The organism is Methanosarcina horonobensis HB-1 = JCM 15518, assembly GCF_000970285.1.
Taxonomy (GTDB): domain Archaea; phylum Halobacteriota; class Methanosarcinia; order Methanosarcinales; family Methanosarcinaceae; genus Methanosarcina; species Methanosarcina horonobensis.
This window is the reverse complement of record NZ_CP009516.1, coordinates 2,335,185-2,359,407: the sequence shown is the minus strand read 5'-3', so window position 1 is coordinate 2,359,407 and position 24,223 is coordinate 2,335,185. Positions and strand designations below refer to the sequence as shown.

Annotated in this window: 16 protein-coding genes; 2 read left to right on the top strand and 14 right to left on the bottom strand. The window is 44.1% G+C overall.

Going from position 1 to position 24,223, the window contains the following annotated elements:
* Positions 1-97 precede the first annotated feature (97 nt).
* Positions 98-1,636, top strand: coding sequence for a flippase (locus MSHOH_RS10270; RefSeq protein ID WP_048139419.1), 1,539 nt, complete (start codon positions 98-100; stop codon positions 1,634-1,636).
* Positions 1,637-1,773: 137 nt separating this feature from the next.
* Positions 1,774-2,391, top strand: a complete 618-nt coding sequence (locus MSHOH_RS10265) for a restriction endonuclease (protein ID WP_048139418.1) — start codon at positions 1,774-1,776, stop codon at positions 2,389-2,391.
* A 163-nt stretch (positions 2,392-2,554) separates the two neighbouring features.
* On the opposite strand, the gene MSHOH_RS10260 is transcribed toward MSHOH_RS10265, so the two are convergent.
* The 14 genes from MSHOH_RS10260 to MSHOH_RS10200 all read right to left on the bottom strand — a co-directional run bounded on the left by MSHOH_RS10260 (position 2,555) and on the right by MSHOH_RS10200 (position 24,193).
* Positions 2,555-3,835, bottom strand: a complete 1,281-nt coding sequence (locus tag MSHOH_RS10260; protein ID WP_052730812.1) for a TolB family protein — start codon at positions 3,833-3,835, stop codon at positions 2,555-2,557.
* 468 nt (positions 3,836-4,303) lie between these two features.
* Positions 4,304-5,941, bottom strand: coding sequence for a phenylalanine--tRNA ligase subunit beta (gene pheT / locus MSHOH_RS10255; protein ID WP_048139416.1), 1,638 nt, complete (start codon positions 5,939-5,941; stop codon positions 4,304-4,306).
* Between the two features lie 194 nt (positions 5,942-6,135).
* A complete protein-coding gene (locus MSHOH_RS10250; RefSeq protein WP_048139414.1) occupies positions 6,136-6,567 on the bottom strand; it encodes a YybH family protein in 432 nt (143 codons plus the stop codon).
* Between the two features lie 93 nt (positions 6,568-6,660).
* Positions 6,661-8,181, bottom strand: coding sequence for an eCIS core domain-containing protein (locus tag MSHOH_RS22145; protein ID WP_052730811.1), 1,521 nt, complete (start codon positions 8,179-8,181; stop codon positions 6,661-6,663).
* A 354-nt stretch (positions 8,182-8,535) separates the two neighbouring features.
* Entirely contained in the window at positions 8,536-11,076 is a 2,541-nt protein-coding gene (locus MSHOH_RS22140; protein ID WP_052730810.1) for an eCIS core domain-containing protein, read from the bottom strand.
* A 294-nt stretch (positions 11,077-11,370) separates the two neighbouring features.
* On the bottom strand, positions 11,371-11,520 hold the full coding sequence (locus MSHOH_RS24645) for a hypothetical protein (RefSeq protein WP_204245411.1): 150 nt from the start codon (positions 11,518-11,520) through the stop codon (positions 11,371-11,373).
* Positions 11,521-11,576: 56 nt separating this feature from the next.
* Complete coding sequence (locus MSHOH_RS10235) at positions 11,577-11,966, bottom strand: hypothetical protein (protein WP_204245410.1); 390 nt, start codon at positions 11,964-11,966, stop codon at positions 11,577-11,579.
* The gene (locus MSHOH_RS22135; protein WP_052730809.1) at positions 11,944-13,776 is read right to left on the bottom strand and encodes an eCIS core domain-containing protein; all 1,833 of its coding nucleotides are present in this window, start codon (positions 13,774-13,776) and stop codon (positions 11,944-11,946) included. Before MSHOH_RS22135 ends, MSHOH_RS10235 begins: the two co-directional genes overlap by 23 nt.
* 225 nt (positions 13,777-14,001) lie before the next feature.
* Positions 14,002-15,573, bottom strand: a complete 1,572-nt coding sequence (locus MSHOH_RS10225; RefSeq protein ID WP_048139412.1) for a hypothetical protein — start codon at positions 15,571-15,573, stop codon at positions 14,002-14,004.
* 173 nt (positions 15,574-15,746) lie between these two features.
* Positions 15,747-17,894 carry a phage tail protein gene (locus tag MSHOH_RS10220; protein WP_158024114.1) on the bottom strand — a complete coding sequence of 716 codons (2,148 nt, stop codon included), beginning with the start codon at positions 17,892-17,894 and terminating at the stop codon, positions 15,747-15,749.
* Positions 17,895-17,934: 40 nt separating this feature from the next.
* Positions 17,935-19,554: a baseplate J/gp47 family protein gene (locus MSHOH_RS10215; RefSeq protein ID WP_048139408.1), complete on the bottom strand. Its 1,620-nt coding sequence runs from the start codon at positions 19,552-19,554 to the stop codon at positions 17,935-17,937.
* A 183-nt stretch (positions 19,555-19,737) separates the two neighbouring features.
* Positions 19,738-23,385 carry a putative baseplate assembly protein gene (locus MSHOH_RS10210; RefSeq protein WP_048139406.1) on the bottom strand — a complete coding sequence of 1,216 codons (3,648 nt, stop codon included), beginning with the start codon at positions 23,383-23,385 and terminating at the stop codon, positions 19,738-19,740.
* A gap of 3 nt (positions 23,386-23,388) precedes the next feature.
* Entirely contained in the window at positions 23,389-23,778 is a 390-nt protein-coding gene (locus MSHOH_RS10205) for a GPW/gp25 family protein (protein WP_239451324.1), read from the bottom strand.
* 121 nt (positions 23,779-23,899) lie between these two features.
* A complete protein-coding gene (locus tag MSHOH_RS10200; RefSeq protein ID WP_048139403.1) occupies positions 23,900-24,193 on the bottom strand; it encodes a PAAR domain-containing protein in 294 nt (97 codons plus the stop codon).
* Positions 24,194-24,223: the final 30 nt, after the last annotated feature.

Here is a 24,223-nt window from a genome sequence, read left to right as displayed (position 1 = left end):
ATACTGCTAAGAAAAATAAAAAGAGTAATCCTCAACGGATTAAACTTTGATCTGCATTTGGAGAGATTGCAACTAAGGATAATAAAACGGTGTTAGCATATCGGTTAGTGACTCAGTTAATAAAATAGTTATAGGTTCTGGTGTAATATTTGCAGGAACCCTTATTGGACGGCTGTTAGATACCATTCTTAGAGGAGTACTTACGTCATATCTTTCACCAGCTGACTTTGGCATATATTCTCTTGCACTTACGGTAATATCAATTACAGGTGCAGTCGCAACTCTTGGACTCAGTGATGGAGTACCAAGGTACATTGCATATTTCAGAGGCAGGAATGAAGAGCACAAGATTCATGAGATAATAGTTTCAGCCATAATTATGGGTTTGATTGCCAGTCTGTTTGCAATGCTGATCTCACCCTTACTCTTCGAACGTCTGGCAGGGGAAGGATTTGACATCCAGAGCAAAATCCTGTCTGTAGTCAGGATTATGATCTTTGCCATCCCTTTCACCATACTCCTGAACGTAACAATCGCGATCTACAGAGGATTCGACCTTACGAATGTTAATATGTATTTCTATAACATCATAAGGCCGGTGTCTTTTCTCGGATTTGCTTCTGCAGCTGTGTTTTTCAACGTACCCCTGAAAGGAATCGTATTTGCAGACTTGCTCTCAATGGTCTTTACTTTTGGCATAATGTCGGTGTACTTTATAATAAGACCCCCGTTCAAGACTGAATGGAAACTTAAGTTCAGTGAGCCAACAAGGAAGTTGATAAGGTATTCATTTCCCCTTTTGATAACAGCAACTCTGCTGAACCTTATGACCTGGACAGATACCATAATGCTCGGTTATTTCAAGTCACCTGAAGTTGTTGGAGTTTACAATGCAGTATACCCGCTTGTAGGGTTTCTGACTATAATAATAAACTCAATGGGTTTTGTGTATGTCCCTGTAGCATCAAAACTGTGGGGAGAAAACAGGAACGAATCGATCAGTTCTCTTTACCAGATAATGACCAAGTGGTGCTTCATGCTTACATTTCCTGTCTTCGTGTTAATGTTTGTGTATCCCGAGTTTCTTCTCACGAAGCTCTACGGAGCGGAATATTCAGGTGGTGCTCCGGTCCTGCGTATCCTTGCCCTGGGATTCATAGCAAACTCATACTTCGGATTTAACTATCATACAATAATGGCATCGGGAAACTCTGATTTCCTTATGAAGTGTTCGGTTGCAAGTGCAGGAATTAATGTAATTCTTAACTTCATGCTTATACCTGAGTATAGCATGGCAGGTGCAGCTGTAGCATCTTCAATATCTTACACAGCTATTGAAGTCCTGATGACCCTGAGAACCTGGAAAAAGGAGAACATGCACCCTTTCACCTCGATGTACAGGAAGTTGACCTTTATTTGCGCCTTCATAGTCGCATCCATGCTAGCAACCAGGGAGGCAATTCCGCTTTCCGGAGAAGCCTGGGAGTACGCAGCCTTTGTTCTCGTATACTTTTTTGTTATCCAGTACGCAAACATATTGGATAAAAGTGAAGTAAGCATGATAGGCGAGATACAGAAGGATATTCGGTATAACCTCGGTGTCCGTATTCCTAATATACTAAAGATACGTGCATGATAGTCTACTTTCCAGGACTAAATTTAAGGAAAATCGGCAAATATGTAATTCTCCTTTAGAGAGCACAGGCAGTTAGAAATAAAACAAATAAGAACCGTTCAGGTCTGATAAGAGAAATAATAATGAGGAGACAGGTTATGAAGTTCTGGTTGCTCAAAGCCGCAGGCACTTTAGAGGACGAAGAGAGAATTCTGGATGACAGCGTGGTTACCATCGGCTGGGCTGAACTCCCGGATCTATCAAACAAAAACAAAGAGCAGGTTAAACAACTCATACTCGAAAAATACCCGGGCATGCGGGGAGGGTTATCCGAAACCTGGGCAGGGGAAATCTACTCCTTTATCACAAAAATAAGGAAAGGAGACCTTGTCGCGGTCCCTCTCAAGGCAAGAAACGAGGTACTGATCGGAAAGGTAACCGGGGATTACGAACACAGGCAGCTCAGTAATTTTATCAGCCACATTCGGAATGTCAGGTGGCTCAAAACCTTTCCAAAGGAGTACTTTGAAGAGGAATATGATGTGGACTTTAATTCTCCTGAAGCCCTTTTTCCAATAAAAGCTGACTCTGAAAAGCTTTCAGGTCTCATAGAAACAAAAAGTCTGGAAGCCCTTATAGGAGAACTTTCTTTTGCTCTTGAAGACCTGGAACTGATGAAGGAGAGAATGCTCGAACTTGTGAACAAGCTGGCTGAAACCGAAGAAATACCTGAAGTCAGGAGAATTGCAGCGGAAATGGAAAAGATACTGAAATAAAAATAATTTACTTAGTGTTAAAATAAAGGGTAAAGGGTAAAGGCAATAGGTAAAGGTAATGAGTAAAGGCAATGGGTAAAAGTAATGGGTAAAGGTAACGGATAAAGGTAATGAGTGAAAAAGTAAAAAAAGAAAGAGTGGAAAGAAATTTTAATCTCACTTCTCACTCCTGCTGAGCCTGTATCTGATAGATAATTTCCTTTGCTTCCTTAACCATGTAATCCGCTTCGTCAGCCGAAATCTGCCCGCAGTCCTTCATTTTGTCAGCAAGATGAATAAAGGATTTAAGCATGGAAACGGCTTTTGCATCTTCACTCTTTTCGTGGAAGGATTTCGATCTATCAAGAAGAGTAGCCAGGCCTGTTTTTGTTTTCACATGGCACTTGTATGTACTTTCAACATACTCCCTGAGAGCTGTCATTTCACTCAGAGGCGTCAACTCAGCAGAAGAAAGAGTAAACATGTAGATATCGGAGTTTTCATTGCGGTCATCCTCCCATACTATCCTGTCCCCGTAGATAACTGGAGCCCCTTGATGTGCTTCATCGCTGGTTATTTGAATTTCCCTGGAAGTGGAGAGGTCATACATGTAGATGTCTGAGAATCCCATTCCATACATCCACACTATCCTGTCTCCGTAGATATCCGGACTCCAAGCATCGAAGGCGATGAAAGTTAGCTCTGAAGTAGAGAGGTCATACGTCCAGACAAAATCGCCTGCTATTTCACTCATATACACTACCCTATCCCCGTAGATAGAAGGACCGTATTCAAGATAACCTCCATCCTCTGTGATCTGGGTTTCCGTGGAAGTAGAAAGGTTATACATGTAGGTGTCGACGATGTACTCCTCATTTCCATTCCGTTCATCTGTCCAGACTATCCGGTCCCCGTAAATAGCAGGTCCCCTCTGGTTTGATTCGTTGGTGGTTATCTGAGTTTCTGTGGAAGTGGAGATATTGTACATGTAAACATCATAGTTACGATTCCTGTCATCTGTCCAGACTATCTGGTCTCCATAGATCTCAGGGTCACTCTGGTTCGATCCATTGGTGGTTATCTGAGTTTCTGTGGAAGTGGAGATATTATACATGTAAATATCGTAATTACCATTCCTATCATCTGTCCAGACTATCCGGTCCCCGTAAATAGCAGGCCGGCTCTGGTTCGATTCACTGGTTGTAATCTGAGTTTCTGTGGAACTGGAAAGGTCGTACATGTAGATATCCCAGTTCGGTTCGTAAACATAGGGATCATAATATCCATTGCGGTCATCCTGCCACACAATACACTCGCCATAGATATCGGGATTCGACTGACTTGAGTTGTTGGCAGTGATCTGAGTTTCAACACCCTGTACCGTATCCGCGGATGCGGTCGCACAGAGAAAAGGCAAAAGGAATAAAGCTACAAGTATTGAGTATAGCCTGATTCTGTTCTTCATTTTTTAATCTCCCAGTACCCTATAAACTAATTTTTGATTTTTGGCTATTAATTGTGTTTTTTATTACTTATCAAATATTTAACAGTTACAATTTCATTATCAAAATCAGTATTAACTAGCCTATTTTTTTCAAAAACTAACTCCTTTTATAAATATAGTCATATAACTGTTAGAACATATTAATAAGTATATAATGATAGAAGTATATAATAACTACAGATAATGAAAACCGGCAGCCTCTACCTAATATATTAATCTTATTCAAAAAATCCGAAGATTGAATCTTTTGTTTTTCTTTTCTGACTTTAAGGGGTAAAGCTATCCTGACAGCTGGTAAAAAATAATATTTCAATCAAACTTTTATAGGGAGCTGCTGCCAGCTTATCTGGTACCCTTCAAAAAAAGAAGTGATCCATTTGAGAGTTAATTTAAAAGGTTAATTGAAAAATTGGAAAATTAACCTTCGAATTAAATATTTTTATCTATAATGTCGTTAAGGTCAAGCTCAAACCCTACAACGGCATATCCGAGCGAAAAGTTGCTTATTACTTCGGGGTGGAATTCTCCAAAAACTCCAAGCTTTTTACCGTTAACATAAACATCTGCCCGCCTGCCTTCAAGAAAAGCCGGATCTTCGGACTCTTTTACCTCATAAGAAAGCATCATCTCTCTCATAAGGGCGTCCACTACCTCATATACTTCAGTGAAGTTTGCCTGCGGGTGGATAGAGACTGCAGCTACGTGCTGACCCGTTATTTCATTGCTTACGACCTCTCCGAACTCAAAGATCTTCTGAGGAAGCTCCCTGTGCTGGTTTAAGGCAAGAATCTCAAGCAGGTTAGGAAGCACGGTTGTTCTGAGTATTGTCTGGTCTTCACTGATCGGATGAAGCACATAGGTAACATCGTCAGTTTTTGGCCTGCACATGTTTTCGAAGTTGATCTTTTCGCTGGTAAGTGTGAAGGGCATAACCTCATAGTAGCCGAGCCCGACCATTATTTCGTTTACGGAAGCCCGCATCAGGGAAATCGGGTGGGACTTACCTGCAGTATAGGTCTCAGGAACCCTTACTTTGATATTCTCGTAACCGTAACCTTTGGCAATGTCCTCTACAAGGTCGTAGTTGTGCAGGATATCTGCCCTGTAAGCCGGAACCTTTACCTCGACGGTTTCTTTGTCAAGGGCGCATGCCCCAAAGCGCATCCTTTCAAGCTGTTTTACTATTTCGTCAACTGAAAGTTCCATGCCTATCAGGGACTTTACCTCTTCTGTTGTAAGAAGTCTTTCTTTCGGCTCAAGGTCAGGAAGGATGAATTCCTCTCCTCCGGGACGGATTACCCTTACAAACTCGATCTGTCCGCCTCTTTCTGCAAGGGCTGTAACCACGATGTTCAAGGCTGTGTATACTGCTTCCCCAAGACCTGTGACATCGATAAAGAGGTCGGTAGTCTGTTCGGTCACTGTAGTAAGCGTCCCGTTGATAATTGGCGGGAAGGACAGCACATTGTCATTTGCGTCCAGGATGATCGGGTATTTGTCGAAACCTTTGACAAGATGGGCAAACCTTGTGCCTTTCGGGTGCTTTTCCAGGATTTCTGTCATGCTCATCTTTTCGGTGTAATCAAGAGGCACAAACTCGAATCCGGGATCTACTGCCATATAGCGGAAAGGAGGTTTCACATTTTTAAGGTCATGCACACCTATGGAAACTTTTTTCCTGTTTCGACCCAGGCCCCAGTGCAGGTCTTCCTGCAGGTCCATGAGAGACTTGATGGAAGAGGATGTGAATTTCACTCCCCTTACAACCGCACACCCGAGGAAGGGCCTGATATTCAGGATATCTTCACTTATGGATATGGATACATTGTAAGGCTTTATCTCATATTCGGGAAGCCCGGTCTCAATGTCAAGAAAACCCCGCATTGCCCTGGCTGCCCCTTCCACACTGTAAAGGTCAGGTCTGTCAGGGAAGAACTCGATATCAACATACTCGTCTTCAACCCTTTCGATATCGGCACCTATCATTGGCACCCTTTTTATGATGGTTTCCTTATCCGTTCCTGTAAGTTTTTCGAGGTCTTCATAATGCAAGGTGATTACTGGCATGGGAATTTCATCTCATCTGTTGCTAGCTAACTAACCCCAAAAATAATCAACTTTAGATTTAATGTTTTTGTTTACAGGGAGTGTTTGAACCAAGATAAATGTAAATTTAAAAAATTGCTTATTAAAACGTCTATTTATTAGAAAAAATATGTTTTTTATTCAATATTACATATTTCTCAAATCTCAGCTACACTTCACCACTTCGGACTGCTTCCAGTGTTCAAAATATGTACTGCAATCTTCCACTGGTCATCTTCTTTCTTCCAGAGGATAAAGTATGCTCCTTCTTCAAGGTCTTCCCCTACTCCGGTATCCGCTGCAAGATGATATGTTCCGATTTCGTATGCTACATCACCAAGCACTTCTATATTGTTGACTCTCTGTATATACTTGCAGCAACCCATTGTGGGAATCCGAAAAACCTTCTCCCAGTATGCACTTAGATATTCCTTTGACCAGCGGTTTTCCGGAAGAGGATCAAATTGTGGAATGTCACCGCCGCGAGGCAAGAATTTCGGATTTTCCGTATACAATTTTGTAATTTCATTTGTGTTCTGCGAACCTATTGCGGACTGAAGTTGTCTGCTCAGGTTTTCGATTGTATTAAGCACATCTTCTGTTGTCATGACTTATTCCTCCTATTGTATTATGTGAAAATCTTCCATATTATCTAGTGCCTGTTATTCACTGAAGTCGGGAAGCTTTCGACCGGAAACCACTCATTCTTCGTCCTCAGGTAAATCCCTGGGAGGTCGGACCCTGATACACTCGAGAAACTGTGTACCCATCGGACCGGACTCGATATCGACCCAGATCTGAAGATCCGTCAGCTCCTGGAGCTCGCTATCGATAATGTCCACGGGGCACTTTGCTTCCACCAGTTGTTTGCGCATAGTTTCGATGTCGTCCACCGAAGTATCCACTCTTGTCTTCATGGCCCGCAGCGATTGGATATATTCGTCGTATCGCTGGCAGTAATCATCGGTAGTCTTATTCATCTTTTCCAGCTGGCTTTTCTCGCCCTCCAGATCCGCTTTCGCGGCATTTTCGGTGGAGATCGTATCACGCAAAATTGCCAATGTTATTTCTTTTAGCTCTTTGCAATCCTCAATGGGCGGTTTATCCTCCTTTTTTTCAGTAGGCGGCAGTTTTTCTGGTGTTTCTTCTCTTTTTTCCGGCTGGTCGGGCCGATAAGTGGAAACGTCCCGTCGAATAGTTTTTCCTGATGGATTCACCCAGACCTCTACATCGAAGGCGGCATTTCCGGTGAATTCCATCTCCAGGAAGCGCCATCCTCCAGCCCTGAGTTGTTCTGGGGTTGGCCCACTGCGAGGCTGCCAGTAGGTTACACTAAAATCCGGTTTCCCGCGTTGTGCAACCTCTCGGAACTGGTCCGCAAAAGCAGCGCCATAACGTCGTGCCATACTGTCTAGAACAATGAACCTATCCTGTATGTTAAGCCTCTTCCATGCGCGATGCGCCTCGCGGGGGTTCCTCGCCAACCTGTCAAGTCTTGCCTTGTTCTCACTTACCGTCTTTGCATCCGGAGCTGGCTTTCGCTGAATCACGCCGTTAGACGTCGATTGATTTGCCAGTAAAGCGTTCTGTTGCACAATATGAGTTAACTCATGGGCAAGCAACTGCCGTCCCTTTTGGGTTCCCGGAGCAAACTGACCTGTGCCAAACACAATGTTTTGCCCTATCGTATAGGCCTGGGCATTCACCTCCTGCGCCGATTGCTCGGCGGCCGTACCGGAATGAACCCGTACCAGCGAAAGATCATAGCCAAATCGAGGCTCCATAAAAGTACGGGTAGCCGGGTCGAGTGGCTGACCGGGAGATTGCAGCACCTTATTGATGACGGGTGGTACACTCTCCTGCCCCTGGGTTACAGGCGCCTGCTCTGGCGATTTTTTGGTCTGTAAGAATCTTTCTTTATTCTCATTGCGTTCGGTAGACCTGCGCTCTGGAACAGGATCCGGCATTCTCATGACTTGTTCGGCAACCCTGTCAGCTTCCTGTTCGTAGATATCGTTAGGCTGACCTATCTTGAGTTTAGTCTGCAAAGCTCCTGATTTGATCAATCTCTGAACTGCCTGGTTGCCTGCAGTTCTCTGAAGCTGCAATGTTCTGTCAGCAGGAGACCCAGAAGAATTATATCTGGGTTTCTGGTTGTAGAAATTCGAACATTTTTGCTTTGATTCCTTTATTTTTGCATAAATTCTAGCTTTTTCAGCCATATGACCTTCCCAATTAATATTTAGTATTATTATACTTTAAAATGTGCCAGTTAAAGGTTTAGAGCAATAAAAAAATTGGAGATTATCCAGCTCTTATCCGTGAGATGTGGATCAAATCATAGATCGAATCTAAAAAATCTACACTTCTTTACTTTGGAAGATGTAAAAATTTTGACCCTGTAATTCCAGCAACTCTTTATAAAAATTCCGTAAACATTAATTACGATACTCTTCGGATCATGTCCTGTCTTTTGTGTTTCCGCTTTCTCACAACGCAGCTGACGCGAAAAAAAGGAGCATGTGGGTTAACATTTAGACAACTTATAATGAACCTATGCCATACGCAACTTTTCCTTACCCCTTAGTACTCTGGATAATAAACCAGCGGCCGTTAAGTCTCGCGTCCCCGAGTACTGCCTGTATCGGCTTAGAGCCCTCCGATTCTCTGAACCAGACCCACTGGTCCCTATGAGCATTATTTGCAATCTGATTTACTCTTGTTTCGAGAGGCCAGAGGTTTTCGAATGCGTCATCTCCACCCAATTGAAGATCCAGCACATGATCAACCTGATACTGGTTTTCATCATAATCAATACTGTACTCTTTGAGCATCTCTCGCAGCTGATTTTGCTCTTTCCTGCTGTCAGTTTTCCTCTCTTTCCTGAATTTGCTCTTTTCTTTATACCATATCGTAACACCAAGTGAACGGCCTTTTGGATCAATATCTTCGGGAAGTTTTTTGGGTGCAGTGCGATAATAATGTTCATCGCGCTCGAATTTTATGACTGGTTTATATTTGTTGAATGGCTTATACCAGATCATCCCTATAGGATGTGGTTCATCCAAACCCGTATTGACTACAGCTGGTACTTCTCCCTTTTTTCCACAAACTTCAGCAGCTGCATTTGAAAGTGCTTTCAAAACTTTATCCTGACTTGCACTAAAAACCTGACTTTGACCGATGCTACTTCGTGCAGAAATTAATTGAGATGGATCTCCAATCTCTTCAATTAAATCACAGAGCGTTGTACATTTTCCCTGGAGACCTGGCAGATTCCGTGATAGATTCCCTTCGATATCCTCACCGGAAATAACCTGTTTCGTTACCGGTCCGATAGTAACAGGCTTATTACTTTTACCTGGATTTATTGAAAGAGGAATAGATAGCTCTTCAGCCTTAATCCACTTTTCCCAGGTCCATACTGGTGCAGTAAACTCGCATAGGCGTTTTTCTCTTTCAGCTATCTTATACTGGACATTTAAGAAAGGCGTGACATTAAACTGCACCTTAAAACCGGCTTTAATTTTACTTTCAAGGTCAAAAATAAATTTGTCCTGAATATATGATAGGTGCGCCATCTCCTGAAAATTAAAGATAGTAGAGCCTATACCTTCACCCCTGAATCCCCCTTCAGCAAAACCCTTAATAGGGATGCTAATCCCTTCGACCGGAATTGAGAGTGTGGCACCGGCATTTATCTTTCCCGCAGCTTCGACGACAATATGGCTGCCTATTGGAACATTAACCTGCCCCTGTCCTATGTAAGTATCACGTAGGGGATCAATCCGAATCAAAACATCATTAAGGGTAACCGAGCCAACGCTCAGCCACAGGCTGGGACCTATGTCAAGCCCAAGTTGAGGCGTATCGATTCTTACCCCTGCAATTATATAGTCTTTTAAATTCTTAACCTTCGATAATTTAGGAAATTCCAGAACCTTTTCTTCCTGGGGATCTGTTAACTTGATACGCCCGCAACTAAGAGTAATTCCTTCCTTCCCAATTGAGAATTTGCATTTTAATTTACTCGCCAGTTTTTTTGCCGTTGCCAGCGCAGCAGGGCTAAAGTTTGCCCCAAACATGTTATCGGAAGTACCTTGCTGTTCAGCCCCATCTCCAGATTGAATAACTGCACCTGCCTGTTGCTTAGCCCAATCAACCGCTTCGCCTCCGGCTTCAGTAATGGAGTTTACTATCTCGCTGGCTTTCTCTTCAGCCCAATTTAAGATCCCTCCACCTGAGCTACTCGACTCTTTCCCGTCTTCGTTATCGCCAAAGAGTGACCACCTTTGTATTCCGGGCATGGAAACTGATATATCAGGTGATCTTTGTACCTCCGCTTTCTTTTTTTCACAAGTCAAACACTTTAATTTGACAGGTAGTTGCTCAGAGGCCTGTCTGGCTTGAACTCCCCCGGTTTGCTGCACCACATGAGTCAATTCATGGGCAGTCAACTCATTTTTATCAGGAGCTTTTCCATCTCCATAATAGATATCCTGCATATAGGTGAATGCCTGTGCCCGCAGGTCGCGATTCATCTGCACCGCCTTTGAATCCGTATGCACACGTACCTGGCTGAAATCACGGCCAAAGCGCAGCTCATAGAAAGCTCTCACAGACTCGGGCAAAGGCTTGCCACCGTCACGGATATTGCTAATATGGGATTCCAGTTCTGGAGTTACTTCAGGAATAGGGCTAGAAGCCTCCTTCTTCCGGAAGATTCCCTCCTCTTCTTCCTTTTTTGGGTTATTCTTAATGCACTCTGGACACCTGCGTTGTATAGAGTTATTCCGAATGTGGCTGGAAACCTCTTCTCCTTTTGGAACCTGCGGCTCAGGCATCCTCATTACTTGCTCGGCAATTTTGTCAGCTTCCTGTTCGTAGACATCATCAGGCTGGCCTATCCTGAGTTTAGCCTGCAAAGCTCTGGACTTAGCCTGTGAAGTTCTTGACCTGACCAGCCTCTGAACTGCCTGATTGCCCGCAGTTCTTTGAAGCTGCAGGACTCTATCGGCAGGAGAACCTGAGGGACTGCTAGTATTTTGTTTGTAAGAATTCGAGCATTTCTGCTTTGTTTCTTGTGTTCTGGCTTTAACTCCAGTTTTTTCAACCATATACCCATCCCAATTTATATCTGGTAATTTATATTTTAAATATACCAGCCAAAGATTGAAAACTGTGCCAAAAATTCAAAATCGCACCCACAAAATGAAAATATTAGATTAAATATCGGTCGTGATGGTTAGTTACTGAGAATCGTAAGCATTAGACAGACTCTCAAATCTGGTAAGACACAGTTAGTAACTGCTTATACTCGTTTTGATAAAAATAACAGGAAATTAATAACTTGAATTTATTTGATAAACAGGAAGAACAGATTTTACTATTATCCCTCTCAATCCTATCCTTTAATTCAGGATTGAGAATCTTCTTGACATAATCAACCCAAAAATGCCATTGTTCATTATCCCTGCAATCAAAATCCCTGCATGGTACGGTCCGGTGATCCCGAACTGTGCACTTATAGGTATTCCGGTCCAGACATATACAGTAACCATCACCACCGCAAGCGATCAGATAGGGACGGCCAAACTCCCAGCGGATTATCCCTTCATTACACTCTGTCTTGACAGCGCGAATGGTAATTTACAGCATATCGCTTTGCATACATCCAGCCTGCTCTCACAATCGACATCTGCTTCCTTATCAAAAGTGTACTTTCGTATCCAGGATCCTGGTACATGAGCCCGAGTCCGCTCTCAGTGAACTCCCTGACCAGGCGCTCAGCGACCTGCCATCCCCTTTCATCAAGCTCTTCGATCGTGATTATCCCTTTTTCGTTGAGCAGCTCTAAGAGACCGTAGAGAAACGAAGTGGACTCCAGTATCTTCCTGGTATTGTCACCGATGCGGGTGTGGGTGTAAAGGAGACCCCGGGATATATCATTCCTGATTGAATTAAACCTGTGCCGGGCATGATCGCTACTGGTTTCCAAAGATGGCATCTTGAAACTCCTTAGGCCAAAAGGTCTCCTTGAATTCTTTCCCCAGCTCATATATCACGGGGGCAACTTCACGCACTGTTTCAATTGCGCCTTTGCCCTCCAGATAGCCTTTACTCTCCCGATGGCCTCCCTTCTCGAACCAATCAAAGAGAGGTTTCATATTCCTCTTCATGTAATTCGGGTTGGTGCGCCACGTGTGAAATGATTGTGCAAAGAATTCCTCCGGCTTAGTTGGCCAGTGAGCTGCTACATAGTCTGTGAACGGAGCATACCTCTTCCGTGCGAGGTTGTTCTTCGTGACCACATCAATGAAACCTGTCAGGTTCTTTTTTCCCTTCTCCTCTACATATTTCTCGATTGCCTCAACCCACTTTTGCTGCCTGTCGTGGACTTCTAACCAAGCCTTTGCGACATCATCGTTCGTAAGTCGTTCAACCTCTAACCGAGCAATGTCGGCTTGCATTTTGGCATCATCCAGAACACTTTGCTTAGCTGCCCGGTCATCTTCGCCGCTATTCATCAGATCGACAGCCGCTGCTGCCACTAGGTTGAGTGCTGCGACAAAGGTTTGTATCTCGTGGCCCACCCGAGTGGGAGCCTTTTTCTGTATTTCTGCCAGTATTAGTCTTGTCGCTTCGAGATCGAACTTGGCCTTGGACTTCTCTAACATCGCGGAGGCCACTTTATTTTGTATCAAATGGCCGACCTCGTGGAGGATCGTACTAGCATCGCCCTGAAACGCTTCCCTAGCCAGTTTTATCATTCCAATACCGAAGGTCGTCCCGGCGATCTTGAATGTTTTCCCTTGCCGCACAAAAGGTTCAAATTTGTCCGTACGAACCAGATGTAAATCCTTGAGCAACGGTTGATCTTCCTTGCTTACTTTTGAGAAGGCAGCATCGACCTTCGCCAACTCGGACTCACTCCACGTGGCACCATTTTCCTCAGTGACCTTAGCCAGTCCGAATTTCGCCTTGAGTTTTTTCATCGCCTCGTCTACCCTGGCTCGCGCCGCTTGCTTCGCATCGCCTTTCTGTCGTTGCACTAAGCCGGGCCGGGTCGCAGTAGTGATAGGCAATTGTGACCTTGACTGCTGCACCACATGCGTTAGCTCATGTGCCAATAGGCGCTGTCCTTCGCTCGTCCCCATTATGTGCTCCCCCTTCCCGAACACCACATCCCTCCCCACCGTGAACGCCTTTGCACGTAAAGCATCGGCCAATTCACCTGCGTCATGTCCGGAGTGTATGCGCACACCGCCGAAATCATGCCCAAAGCGCGGCTCGAAGAAAGAGCGCTCAGACCGGGAGAGATGTTGTCCCCTACCTGTGAGCGATCTGATGGCTGACTCCGCTGACGGCGGAACATCGGGGCCTTGGCCGGAATCAAGATCGGAATGATGCATCATCTGAAGCATGATCGTTCTTTCAAGAAGTTCCTCTTCCCCGCACGGGGGACCCTTGGCAAACAGGCAGCCTGACTTCAATTGAATTACGGGTTTCGTACTTGTACTGTCCACTGATGACTGATCGCTGTCTCCCGTTTTCAAAGGCATCCGCATCACTTCATTAGCCACCCTGTCGGCTTCCTGTTCGTAGATATCGTCAGGCTGACCCACTTTAAGCTTAGCCTGCAGAACTCTTGATTTGATCAGCCTCTGAACAGCCTGATTGCCTGCAGTTCTTTGAAGCTGCAGCATCCTGTCAGCAGGAGACCCGGAAGAATTATAGCCGGATTTCTGGTTGCAAAAACTCGAGCATTTCTGCTTTGATTCCTGTGATTTGGCATGAACTACAGCTTTCTCAGCCATGTATTCTTCCCAATTTGTTTGATAATTTATTTTAAATATGCCAGCCAGAGATTGAAAGACCGTGAAAAAAATAAAAATATTAAGTAGATTAAATTCCCGCCTCAAAAATCATGGTTAAAAATTAAAAGGTTTAAACCATCTAAATAATCGGAGATGATACTGAAAATAAAGGGTTTAAGTCAGAAAATTTTGCATGGGTGGCGTAATTTTCGTTTATCCCAGAACTTATCCTCGCATCTCAAGTTCCATAGCATAGAAGCAGACTTCATCCTGCTGTATAGCTACCTGAATCGCATCGCCTGAGCCAATAGCCGCTTTAAGTTCTTCCAGTGATTTCATAAATCTTTCAAAACTTATATCCGTAACTCTTCCCTGAATTTCATCTGCAAATTCCTTCATCAACTCCAGCAAGTCTTTCATAAAAGAAATGAAATCATCCTCATTTTCATAGATCCTGTTGTCCACTGCATCTTTGGCTACCTGGGAAATTTTAAAGGCTATACTGCTGTCCAGCTGCCTCATAATTATTTTAAAATTACTTACAGTACATTTCAGAGCTCTTTCTCTGAGATACATAAAAAGCAGGTTAAGCTGCTTTTGAAGCGTTTCGGAAAGGTTTCCAAAGTCGACAACTTCTTTTCCCAGGTCGTGTACGTGATCTTCACGAGAATATTTGTCCGAAGTACCAACAATAAGGCTGGTACCCACGCTTTCCACTGTTACTGCCGGGGTTCCTCCTCCCGTGGAAGCGATTTCAATAGTATTGGCTGCAGGGTTGGGAGTTATCGAAATATTTGCACCTGCGGTCAGGTCTATATTTCCTCCTGGATTACCGACTCCACTAACACTAACGAGTGCCCCTGTCTGGGCAGCGGTAACCTCATGTGGATTGTCTTTTCTTGAGGAATGGGTTTCTCCTATAGCGATAAGATTGTTAGTATCATCAGGAATAATAACAATGGCATTTTTTGGGGCAAGATCCACATTTCCGCCAGGGTTGCTTACCCCATCCACACTTACAAGTGCCCCGGTCTGGGATGCAGTTACCTCATGAGGATTGTTAGAGTCCAGGATATGGCACTTTAAAAGCTGGTAGAGTTCCTTCTGGGTGAAAAAAATCCTGTATTTTTCAGTATCTTCCCGTTTGATTACGAGATCACTGTCCGCACTCGCAAGAAAAACCTTACTTCCTTGATTTTCCCCGCATAGAGAGCATTGTTTGTGTTCTTCTTCAAGATTTTCGAGCCACTCACTCGCACCAGGAATTACATTCGGGTCCTCTGAGGATTCGACCCGGCAGCGGATACCTTCGGAACTGGGAGCCTCACTCGAGACAATTACCTCAAAGTCTTCAACAACCCTTCCGGGGCAGCATCTCTCTTCGCAACTTGAGGGATTTGAAGCTGCAGCAACATAACCTTCGTAACAGGGTTTATATTTCAGATAGAGAAATGAGCCGTCCGGTAAAGTAGAAACAGTTGACCCGCTGCTGCTAATTACATCCTTTCCCAGTGTATTTGCCGGTACTACAATCTCGCGTCCGCAGCAGTCAAGTGCTACTCCTCCATCTATAAAATCAATCAGAATCTTGTTGCCTTTAAGCTCCATTTTAAGGTCTTCAAAACCGCAGACAAGCCCTGAGCCGTGGAGAAGTCTATTGACCAGGTGACGTTTTTCATCAAAATAACTCTGCTCGGTTTCGAAGTCCCGAACTGTCATCAACTTGCCGTAAAAATAGTTGTTTTTCTCAAATCTGTACAGTTTACACTTATCAGTTCCGTTTATGTGATTGGACATGCCATTACCCCTTTGTTTTAAAATATACATATTAGGACTTATGCAGTTGCCTGCAGTCAATTATTAATCTAGAAAGAGTAGCTTGGAAAACAATATCGAATTTGAGATCTCTAATCTTTAGATCTCAATCTTTAGATTTCAATTTTAAGAAATCGAATCTTAAGAAATGAATCTTAAGAAAGTACAGTATCAATTCCTGCCCTTGAATGCCTTTCAACCTGCCCGGCTTTCTCCTCGTCGCCCAGGATAGTATCCCTGCCGATCACAGCTTTTGTACCAAGGATGAACTCAGGCTCAGTAAGTGCGGTGTTGATTCCAAGATATGTATGCATATCCAGGTAGAACCAGGGTTCGAGTACCTTCAGGTTGTAACATGTGTGTGCAGGTTTCTGTTCGTCAATAATCCTTCTAACACGCTTTATAGTATCCGTGTCAATTCCCGGACTTTTCAGGAAAACCGTGAAAACAAATTTTTCGGTCCCGAAAAGGACATTGACGAGATTTTCTTCCCTGCCGTCTATTTTTACTCTGGCTTCATCCGGAGGGAAAAAGATTACATCCTCGCCGGTGCAAGGAAGAGACCTGTTTCCTTCAAGTGGGAACTCGATGCGGAAATTTTCCACAATCAGGGGCTTTATCCCCGTAAAAAGTTCGATGCTTTCGGAGAGCCCTTCCCTTGTCCCTCTCTTTATATACAGCGAGGCTGCATGCCTGATAAAAAGTCTTTTTTTCTCTTCACTCCAGTCCTCATCTACAGGAACCGCAAGCCAGGAAGCAAGCCAGGAAAGGAATTCAGGCGGAGCAAAGTCGGCATCGAAAACACGGTCTATGTGCTCGATTGTATGATCCATTTCAAAGATTATGCTTTCAAATATGGAAAGGAAGCGTTCCAGAAGGTCTCTGCTATGCGGTTCTTCCCTGTAGATAGCAGGCAGATAATCGATGTAAGAAGCCCTTGGGAAAAATATCCCGATAGATGCGATACACGGAGAAATCTCTTCTGTTCCTGAAAGGATAATTTTAAACCAGAGGTACCTGCCCTCCGCCCTATCCAGGAAAAGCGAATCCCTCTTCTCATAGCCCTGAACTGCCGAAGTCTCGGAAATGCACACTTTCCACTCGTCCGGACCAAGAGCTTCAATTTGATCTCCTGAAAGCTTTTCATCCGAAGAGAAATAAAAGAACTCTATCTGAGTGCCTTTTGCAAAGTCTCCATCAAGTACCAGCCGGTGCCAGATAGTACCTCTTTCCTGGCTGTCCACAGGTTTTGAGATGTAGGTTCCCCTGAAGGAATTATCAGGAGCTTTCAAATCTACTTTTTTACGTATAAGACTGGTGAGCTTTTTTCCCTTTCCGTCAAGCACATAAAGTCTGCCTTCAGGGCCGTATACAAGCTTTTTACAGGTATCCCTATAGGACCATAAAGGATGAGAAAGAAGATTGTTGTCAAACTCCAGCTTATGTATAGTCTTTTCAGTCTGGTTTTCGTCTCCTGTTTCATCCGCTTCCCCTACAAAAACCTCCTTCCAGGCATCAACCGCGATCCCAGAGGGAGAAAAGTTCTCTATATCTATTTTCCTTTCTGCTTCCGTTTCCCCAGCCTTGAAGATATGAATTCTGTTTCCTTCAAGGACGTAACGCTTCCCTTCTTTATCCACTTCCAGAATCTTTGGCTCTCCGGATCCGTTAATTTTGCAGGAAATTCTGGGTTCCGGACGAGAGGGGCTGTGCTTGTTAATGGAAAGCACCCTGTTTCCTTCAAGAATGTAGATATTCCCTTTTTCATCGCATTTTATACCAGTAATTTTTTTCAGATCCTCTCCGGCTTCCCCTTCAGCTTCCCCTTCAACTTCCCCTTCAGCTTCCTCTCTAACCGGGCCTTTTGAAAGGGTCCAGCGTAAATGATAGTCACTTTTTGTAAAAGCACTGAGACGGGAATTGCTGCCGTCGACGTTATCTGCAATGTAAAGGGTATCTTCGTCTACCCCAATTGCAGAAACTCTTCCCAGTTTTAACGGAAAAATTCCGGGACAGTTCCCTATTGGCTTTAGAGCAGCCGTATTTCCCGCATACCTGAATATCAGACTTTTCCCAGTACTGGCAGGACTTCCTGTATCTGCAGGGCTTTCTGTATTTATTGGATTGTCCGTATCTGCAATGCTTTCTGTACTCAGAAGGTAAAGGAAACCGCATTCATCGACTGCAATATCCTCAATAATAAAACCCGGATTTCCTAACAACACCTCCTCGAACAAGTATGTATAAGCACTGGAAAGCCTCAGGTCACCGTGTCTGAGATCGAGATTCTCGCTATATTCCATGAATTCTTCGAAAAGTACCTTTGAATCTATCCATCTATATTTAATTTCCCGAATGCAAACCACCTCTTTTCAGGCAGCTCTTGGCTTCCCTTGCAATCTCCACATTGTGTTCCCCTGAATAAATGCTCGAAAACTTTGAGCCCAGTACGAGATTGCCATATGAATCTGGGTATGCGTCAGGTTCTCCGGAAACTGAAAGCCTGATTATGCATTTTACCCCCGCAACCGTTTCCATTAGCTCATAAAGCTCCGAAAGGTAAACGTCTCTGCCAATAGGCCATCCTTGTTCGTCAAGCCCTCCTTTTACGGGATGAATGTACCTGTTAAGTGCAGATAATACGCCCTCTCGGACAAGGCTGTCGTCAAGGTTGCCCTCCTGTGGGACAACTGTAACGTTCACTGTCACTTTTACATAATCGGGAGAAATTACATGAATCTCAGTTCCCAGCAAGCGGTGTCTGTCAAGATGTCTGCATACTGCCTGTATAAAGCCTTCAGAAGGAGTAGGGGGAGACCTGAGAATTTCGAGGGGAGTATAGGGAATCACTATAACGGTTACAGAACCTTTGCTGTACTCTGATTTTGTCGGTTCTGTACCTCTGGATTTTGCCTGTTGAGAACGGAGAGGGCGATAATTGGGCACTGCTTTTGCTTTTGCCACCCTAAGACCCGGAGCATTCAGGGCTATGTACTCATAATCTGAGGTTGTAACTGCAGTATAAGGAATTTTAAAATCTCTGAGAAAATCTTCTACTGCCTCATCAATGGTCTGGGTTTTTCTACCTCCGGCTGCAGGCATGTAATTTATAATTTCCAGATGTTCGGCTCCTTCAATCTTCCAGATACAGCCAGCTTTAAGATTTCCTTCTTCTCCGTTCCCTTTTCCTTTTTCTCTGTCCTCTTTTCCTTCTTCGTCCTCCTTCTCACTCCCTTTTCCTGCAGTCAGGTCCTGAGTTGCCGGGATCGTATTCAGCCTTATTTTCTCGATTCTGGGAGGGTACTCATAACCTGACTCTTTTACCATACAGCGAAGCCAGAAATAGGAATTTTCAAAATTCATTAAAGGAATAGATTGAACTGCCTTCCAGCCTTCAAGCTCACTAAGTATTATTCTTCCACTCTTTTTGAACCCTGCAGTATTATCTATCGATTTTACCTCTCTCCACGGATATCCGCCAGCCAGGTCCGAAATTTCCCATTTCAGTTTCGCATTTTCAAATTCGTATTCCTGCTCGTTTCCATGGCTTCCAGGAGCTCTCAGGTCTTTTTCGTAAAGATAACACATAAAGCTGAGAGTCTGAGGCGGGATGGCACTTTCTTTTCCAAAACCCAGATAAAATGTGCATCCAGCCCGCACCTGCTCACCAAAAGGAGCAAAGAAAAGGTCTCCGTCTTGATTTGCACTCGTGCGGTCGAACACTCCTCCTGTGAGTTCGTCAACTATCAGTTTCTCAATATTAAATGCAGCAGGAATTATATCCAGGTCCCCATCCAGAGAGAAATAGAATTTCTCGCCTGCAACTTCAGTTGACACCTGAGTTCCCTTTACCAGCTCCGTTTTTTGGGTTGAACTAAAACTGAGGTCTACATGTGCAGGTTTTGCTTTTTTCGGTGTTGTCCCCAGTAGTTCAAGGTATTTGAGACGATGCCTGTCAGTCACAAGGTTTGTGCGATACAGTTCAATTTCGGTAAGCCACGCAAAAAGCTCGATAAGCGTGATCCCGGGATCGCTATAGTTGTGATCGGTCCATTCCGGAGCATATACGGGAATGAGTTTTTTTGCTTCCTCTACAAGCTGGTCAAATGACTTATCGTCAAGATTGGGTATGGGAAGAGACAGGCTTTACCCCTCCTTATTACCGTTCGCCCATTTTACTGTGATCGAATGCTCCCCGCTGTAAGGAAGTGCATATTCAGGCAGTTTAATAACAGAAGTGCCGGTCAGTGTCAGAGCTTTCGACCCTTCAAAGTACCTTATTTCTACATCTGCCACGTAATCCACAGCTTCAATACCTTCAAGTATCGAATATATCTCAGAAATGCAGGGTGCGTCTCCGAAATTCCAGCCTTTTCCATTCTCACAGCCTGTGAGGGGATGCAAAAAGGCCGTAATTTTTTCCACAGCTCTTTTTTCAATTACGGGAATTGCGTCAATGTGACGTGTCCGGATTTCTGCAAGTACATCCACCCGAATATAAAAAGGGGATATTACCTTCAGAGATAGAACAGGAGGGCATCTTGTCTCAAGATATTGCTTCACGCCTCGCTTTAATTCAATTGAAGGCAGAGGCTTTGTCCCGGTCCCTTCCGGCACTATAACAACTGTAACCCATCCTGTACTGAACTTGCCCTCGGAACTGAAATTAGGCAGAACCTTTACCCTTGCAACCTTACTGGAAGCTTCCCTTAAGAGCCACTCATAATCGCTCACCGCCATCGCACGGTTTCGGTGTTTAAGAGCAGCAGGAGACCTTTTTATAAGCGCATCAGTCTGCTCGGGATCAGTCCCCCCTTTTGAAGGTACTGGGTTGTAAACCCTGTCCACAAAGGCTATTGATCTCATGATTTTTGAGATCTTCATAGCTTCGATATTTCCTGCTTTTCCTCCTCCGCTCCTGTAAGTGGCCCTGATATTCTCAAAGCCTGCAGGCGGAATCTTTCCTTCTATTCTGTTCCCAAAACGGATTTTTCCTCCTATCCTGTCGAGTGTGTAGTGCCTGTCGGTCTCTTTTGATTCAAGGAAATCTTCTACCCTTTGCCACCGTACCCAGAGCTTTTTGAGGTCCCCTTCGCTATCCTTTTCAATTTCCTGAAGATCTTTTCGAAGGCTTTTTCTCTCTATTTCCGAAATGCTTCCGTATTCATTAATCCATACTTCTTCGTCGAGTACAGGTATGTGAATAAGGGAAAATTCCTGGTCCGGCTCCCCGCTACTCGAACCCACTACCTCGTTATAGGTCGTGCTTGCCTGGACAGCCCAGACTGAATTAAGATAAAAGCCCAGAACCTTCGGAGGAAGCATTCGGGCTGTTTCAGGTTGGAAATCAATATTGAATACCTCAAAAGCTTTTTTACATTCCACTTTTCCGGGAGGTTCGAGTTTCCGGCTTTCAGGCCTTAAAGCTTCTTCGAGACAGTTTTCCTTATTCAGGAGTAAGGGTTCGACCTTGCCGGAAATTATTTTCTCAGGAGTTGCTTCTCTTCGGTTTATCTCTGAGGAAATCACTGAGGAAAATTCATTCCTGGTATTATCAAGCCTGTATATTGCCGGCCTCTCCTTTTTGAGAAACAGTTCATATGCAGGAGACTGTAAGTTTGGTTCTGTTTTTGTTTTAAAGAAATTCCCGGTTACAAACGCCCTGATCCAGTATTGTTCGCCTGAACCAAAGAAGCTGGAAGCCTGCATTTTTTCAGGAACGACAAATTGAAGCATGCCTTTTTTTGTGAATCCTCCGGTTTCATCCAGGGTCTCAAGCCTTTTCCATTCTCCCCTGCTTTCTTTTACGCTTCTTTCTTCTCCGCTTACCTCGCTGCCCTCTGCAAGATATTGCCATTTTACATCCGGCAGGAAAGATTCAGGGTATTCGAAGCTCTCCTCGATATCTATGAAAAGGCTCATAGGCCCTCCTCTAAGGGCTTTGTTAAATCCGAAATAAACCGAAGGGAATTTATCAGGCAGAGCTTCAAAAGGCTTGAAATTTCCACGAGTTTCCAGATCTTTCAGGCAATCTCTGAATTCCAGGTTATTTTTAGCAAGAACGACAGCTGGCTGCTTATTTTTCGAACTAAGATAATTAATTTTTAAGTTTTTTATTGCAGGAGGACAAAAACTGCCGCTACTGATATTTCGATCACTATTTATCTCATAGTCTTTCCCGTAATTTCCCCCAACTAACCTGACCCTGACCCAGCAGCTCTCCTTACCGTTAACGCGGGAAGGCTTTACCAGGGGCATTTCAGGAATTTCTATGCCGGATTGTACGATTTTTCCACTTTCTCTTCTTTCTCTGCTATTTCTGTCCGAACATTCTCCGTTCTCGCTTAAGTTATTGTTACCTCCAGCGATCCCAAGGACAGTCCAGCTTTCCCCATCCCAGTACTCCCAGGAAAGTTGAGGAGAATCGGCTTTAGCAGTAGAACCCGATCTTCCGGCTTCCAGACCGAACTCCATGCGGACTTTATATCCTTTTTTTGAAAAAGCCTCCGAACTCCCTATGTAAAAAGTATCGTTCAGCCTGGGTTTACTTCCAAACGGGTATACATTTTCTCCGGAAATATCAAGGGGTATGTCATTGTAGAACAGGAAATCCGGATCAATACCCTTAACCGCATTATTGCTATTCCCAGGTTCGTCTTTCCCGGATTTGTCATAAAATCTTTTTCTTGCAGCCTCCAGAATGTTCTGAGCTCTTATTTTGCTGCAGCGGAGTATACCTGCCAGTTCTTCGTCACTAAGGGACAGGAGTTCACTTATTGTCCTGATCCTATGTTCAGCCTGATTTCCTGCAAGCCTTGAATAATAAGTGTTCCCTATGCCCTGGACCCTTAGTATGGAATCTTCATTTATGGGAGTTTTAAAAGGAGAAGGGGAAGTTGAAACTTTTATGTTTGTCACTTTTAAATCTTTAAATTCGTTAATTTTTGATTCTTTAATTTTACATCTTATCCACCTGCTCTCAAACGTATTCACTTTAAGTTCAGCAACAGGCAGGAAGATTTTTTTATCCCCTTCTCCTTCTACCGGGCCCATTTCCAGCCTGATTAAAGGTGTATTCCCTTCATCTCTGGCTTCCATGCTCTTAAAAGAGATCCATTTAATTTTTTTCTCTTCCCCGTCTTTCTTTTCTGCAAACTCAACAGGATATTCCCATAATGCATTCTTTACATCTCCAAGTTTTTTTATGGAGCTTCTCTCGGCTCCCTCAAAAAAGACATCTATGGTTCCCTGCTTCAGGTTAAAGAGCTCTTCATCCCCTATGTAAAGAGTGTGCTCCTGTAAAGAGTCCTGCTCTGCAAAAAGGTCTGTTTGATTTCTCCCATTTACTGAAAGTGAGTGGTCAAAAATCTCGTCGTATTCTGCTATTGTACTGTATACGGACATAATTTTTGAGGGAGTTGCAAGCATATTTTTTTCAGTCTCAAAAATAACTGTCTCTCCATCAGAGCCTTTAGCCGATACCCGGGTAGAAGCTTCGATCAGGACATCTCCGGGAGCTCCCTCACTCAGCACAAAGCTGAGAGGAGCGCGTGCAGGTCTTGCCGGGATCAGGGAAAAATTGAGCATTTCGAGAAAAGACAGAAAATGCTTGTTTGGAGCTTCGTTCAGCCTGGAAGAAATACTTCCTGCCATGCTGGAAAAAATCATTGAAAGGGCAAATCCCACATCCTTTGAGGCTTCCGCTTTCCATTCAGGGAGATAAAAGGGAGCTTTTTTCCTGATTTCCTGAAGAATTGTATCCGCATCCAACCGGCTGATTTCAGGAGCTTTCACATGTCACACCCCTTCTTTTACATAAAACGGATAGACCAGGTTAAAACTGGTGTTTGTGGTCCTGACCCTGTAGTCAATGTTTATCAAGAGCCTTCCGTCGTTTGCAGGGTCAGGCAGAGCCTTAACATCAATTAGCTCAATACGAGGTTCCCATCTGGTTAGAGCATCAATTACGGCATTTTCTATAAGGCGAAGGCTGAGCGTATCCATTGTAGAAAAAAGGTATTCATGGACTCTGCACCCGAAACCGGGTCTCATAAGGCGTTCACCTTCGGCTGTCCCCAGGATTATGAAAATAGCCTCTTTTATGTCAGCTTCATAGCTGGAAATATCTACCTTTCCCCTATGGTCTATATTGAAAGGAAATTTCCATCCTTTACCGAGAAAATCCATACTAATCTTCAATCCCCCAGTGATATTTACAAAAATCCGGATAGAAAAAAATTCGTTGTAATAGTTCAGTGTAATAATAATTCCATGCAATAATAAGTGTGAAATAAGTGTGAAATGAGCTTTACCCTATAAGCACCGTAGGACACCCGACTATAATCGCATTCGGAGGTCCCGCTTCAATAACCATATCTCCCTGACGGGCAGCCGGCAAGTTATTGATTAGAACAGTGGGGCTGCCCTGCACAACCACTCCTCCGGCATGCGGTGCAGGGCCTGAAGAGAGCAGACATGCATGGAAATCGGCTGCCCCCCTCCAGGCAGGCATCCCTCCAATCAAAACATTCGGGCTTCCGGGACCGGGTCCTAGAGGAGTACCATGGGATGTGGCATCTCCAACTCTTGCAGCAGGTGGCATTGTTTTCTCCACTTTTTTTTACTCTTAATT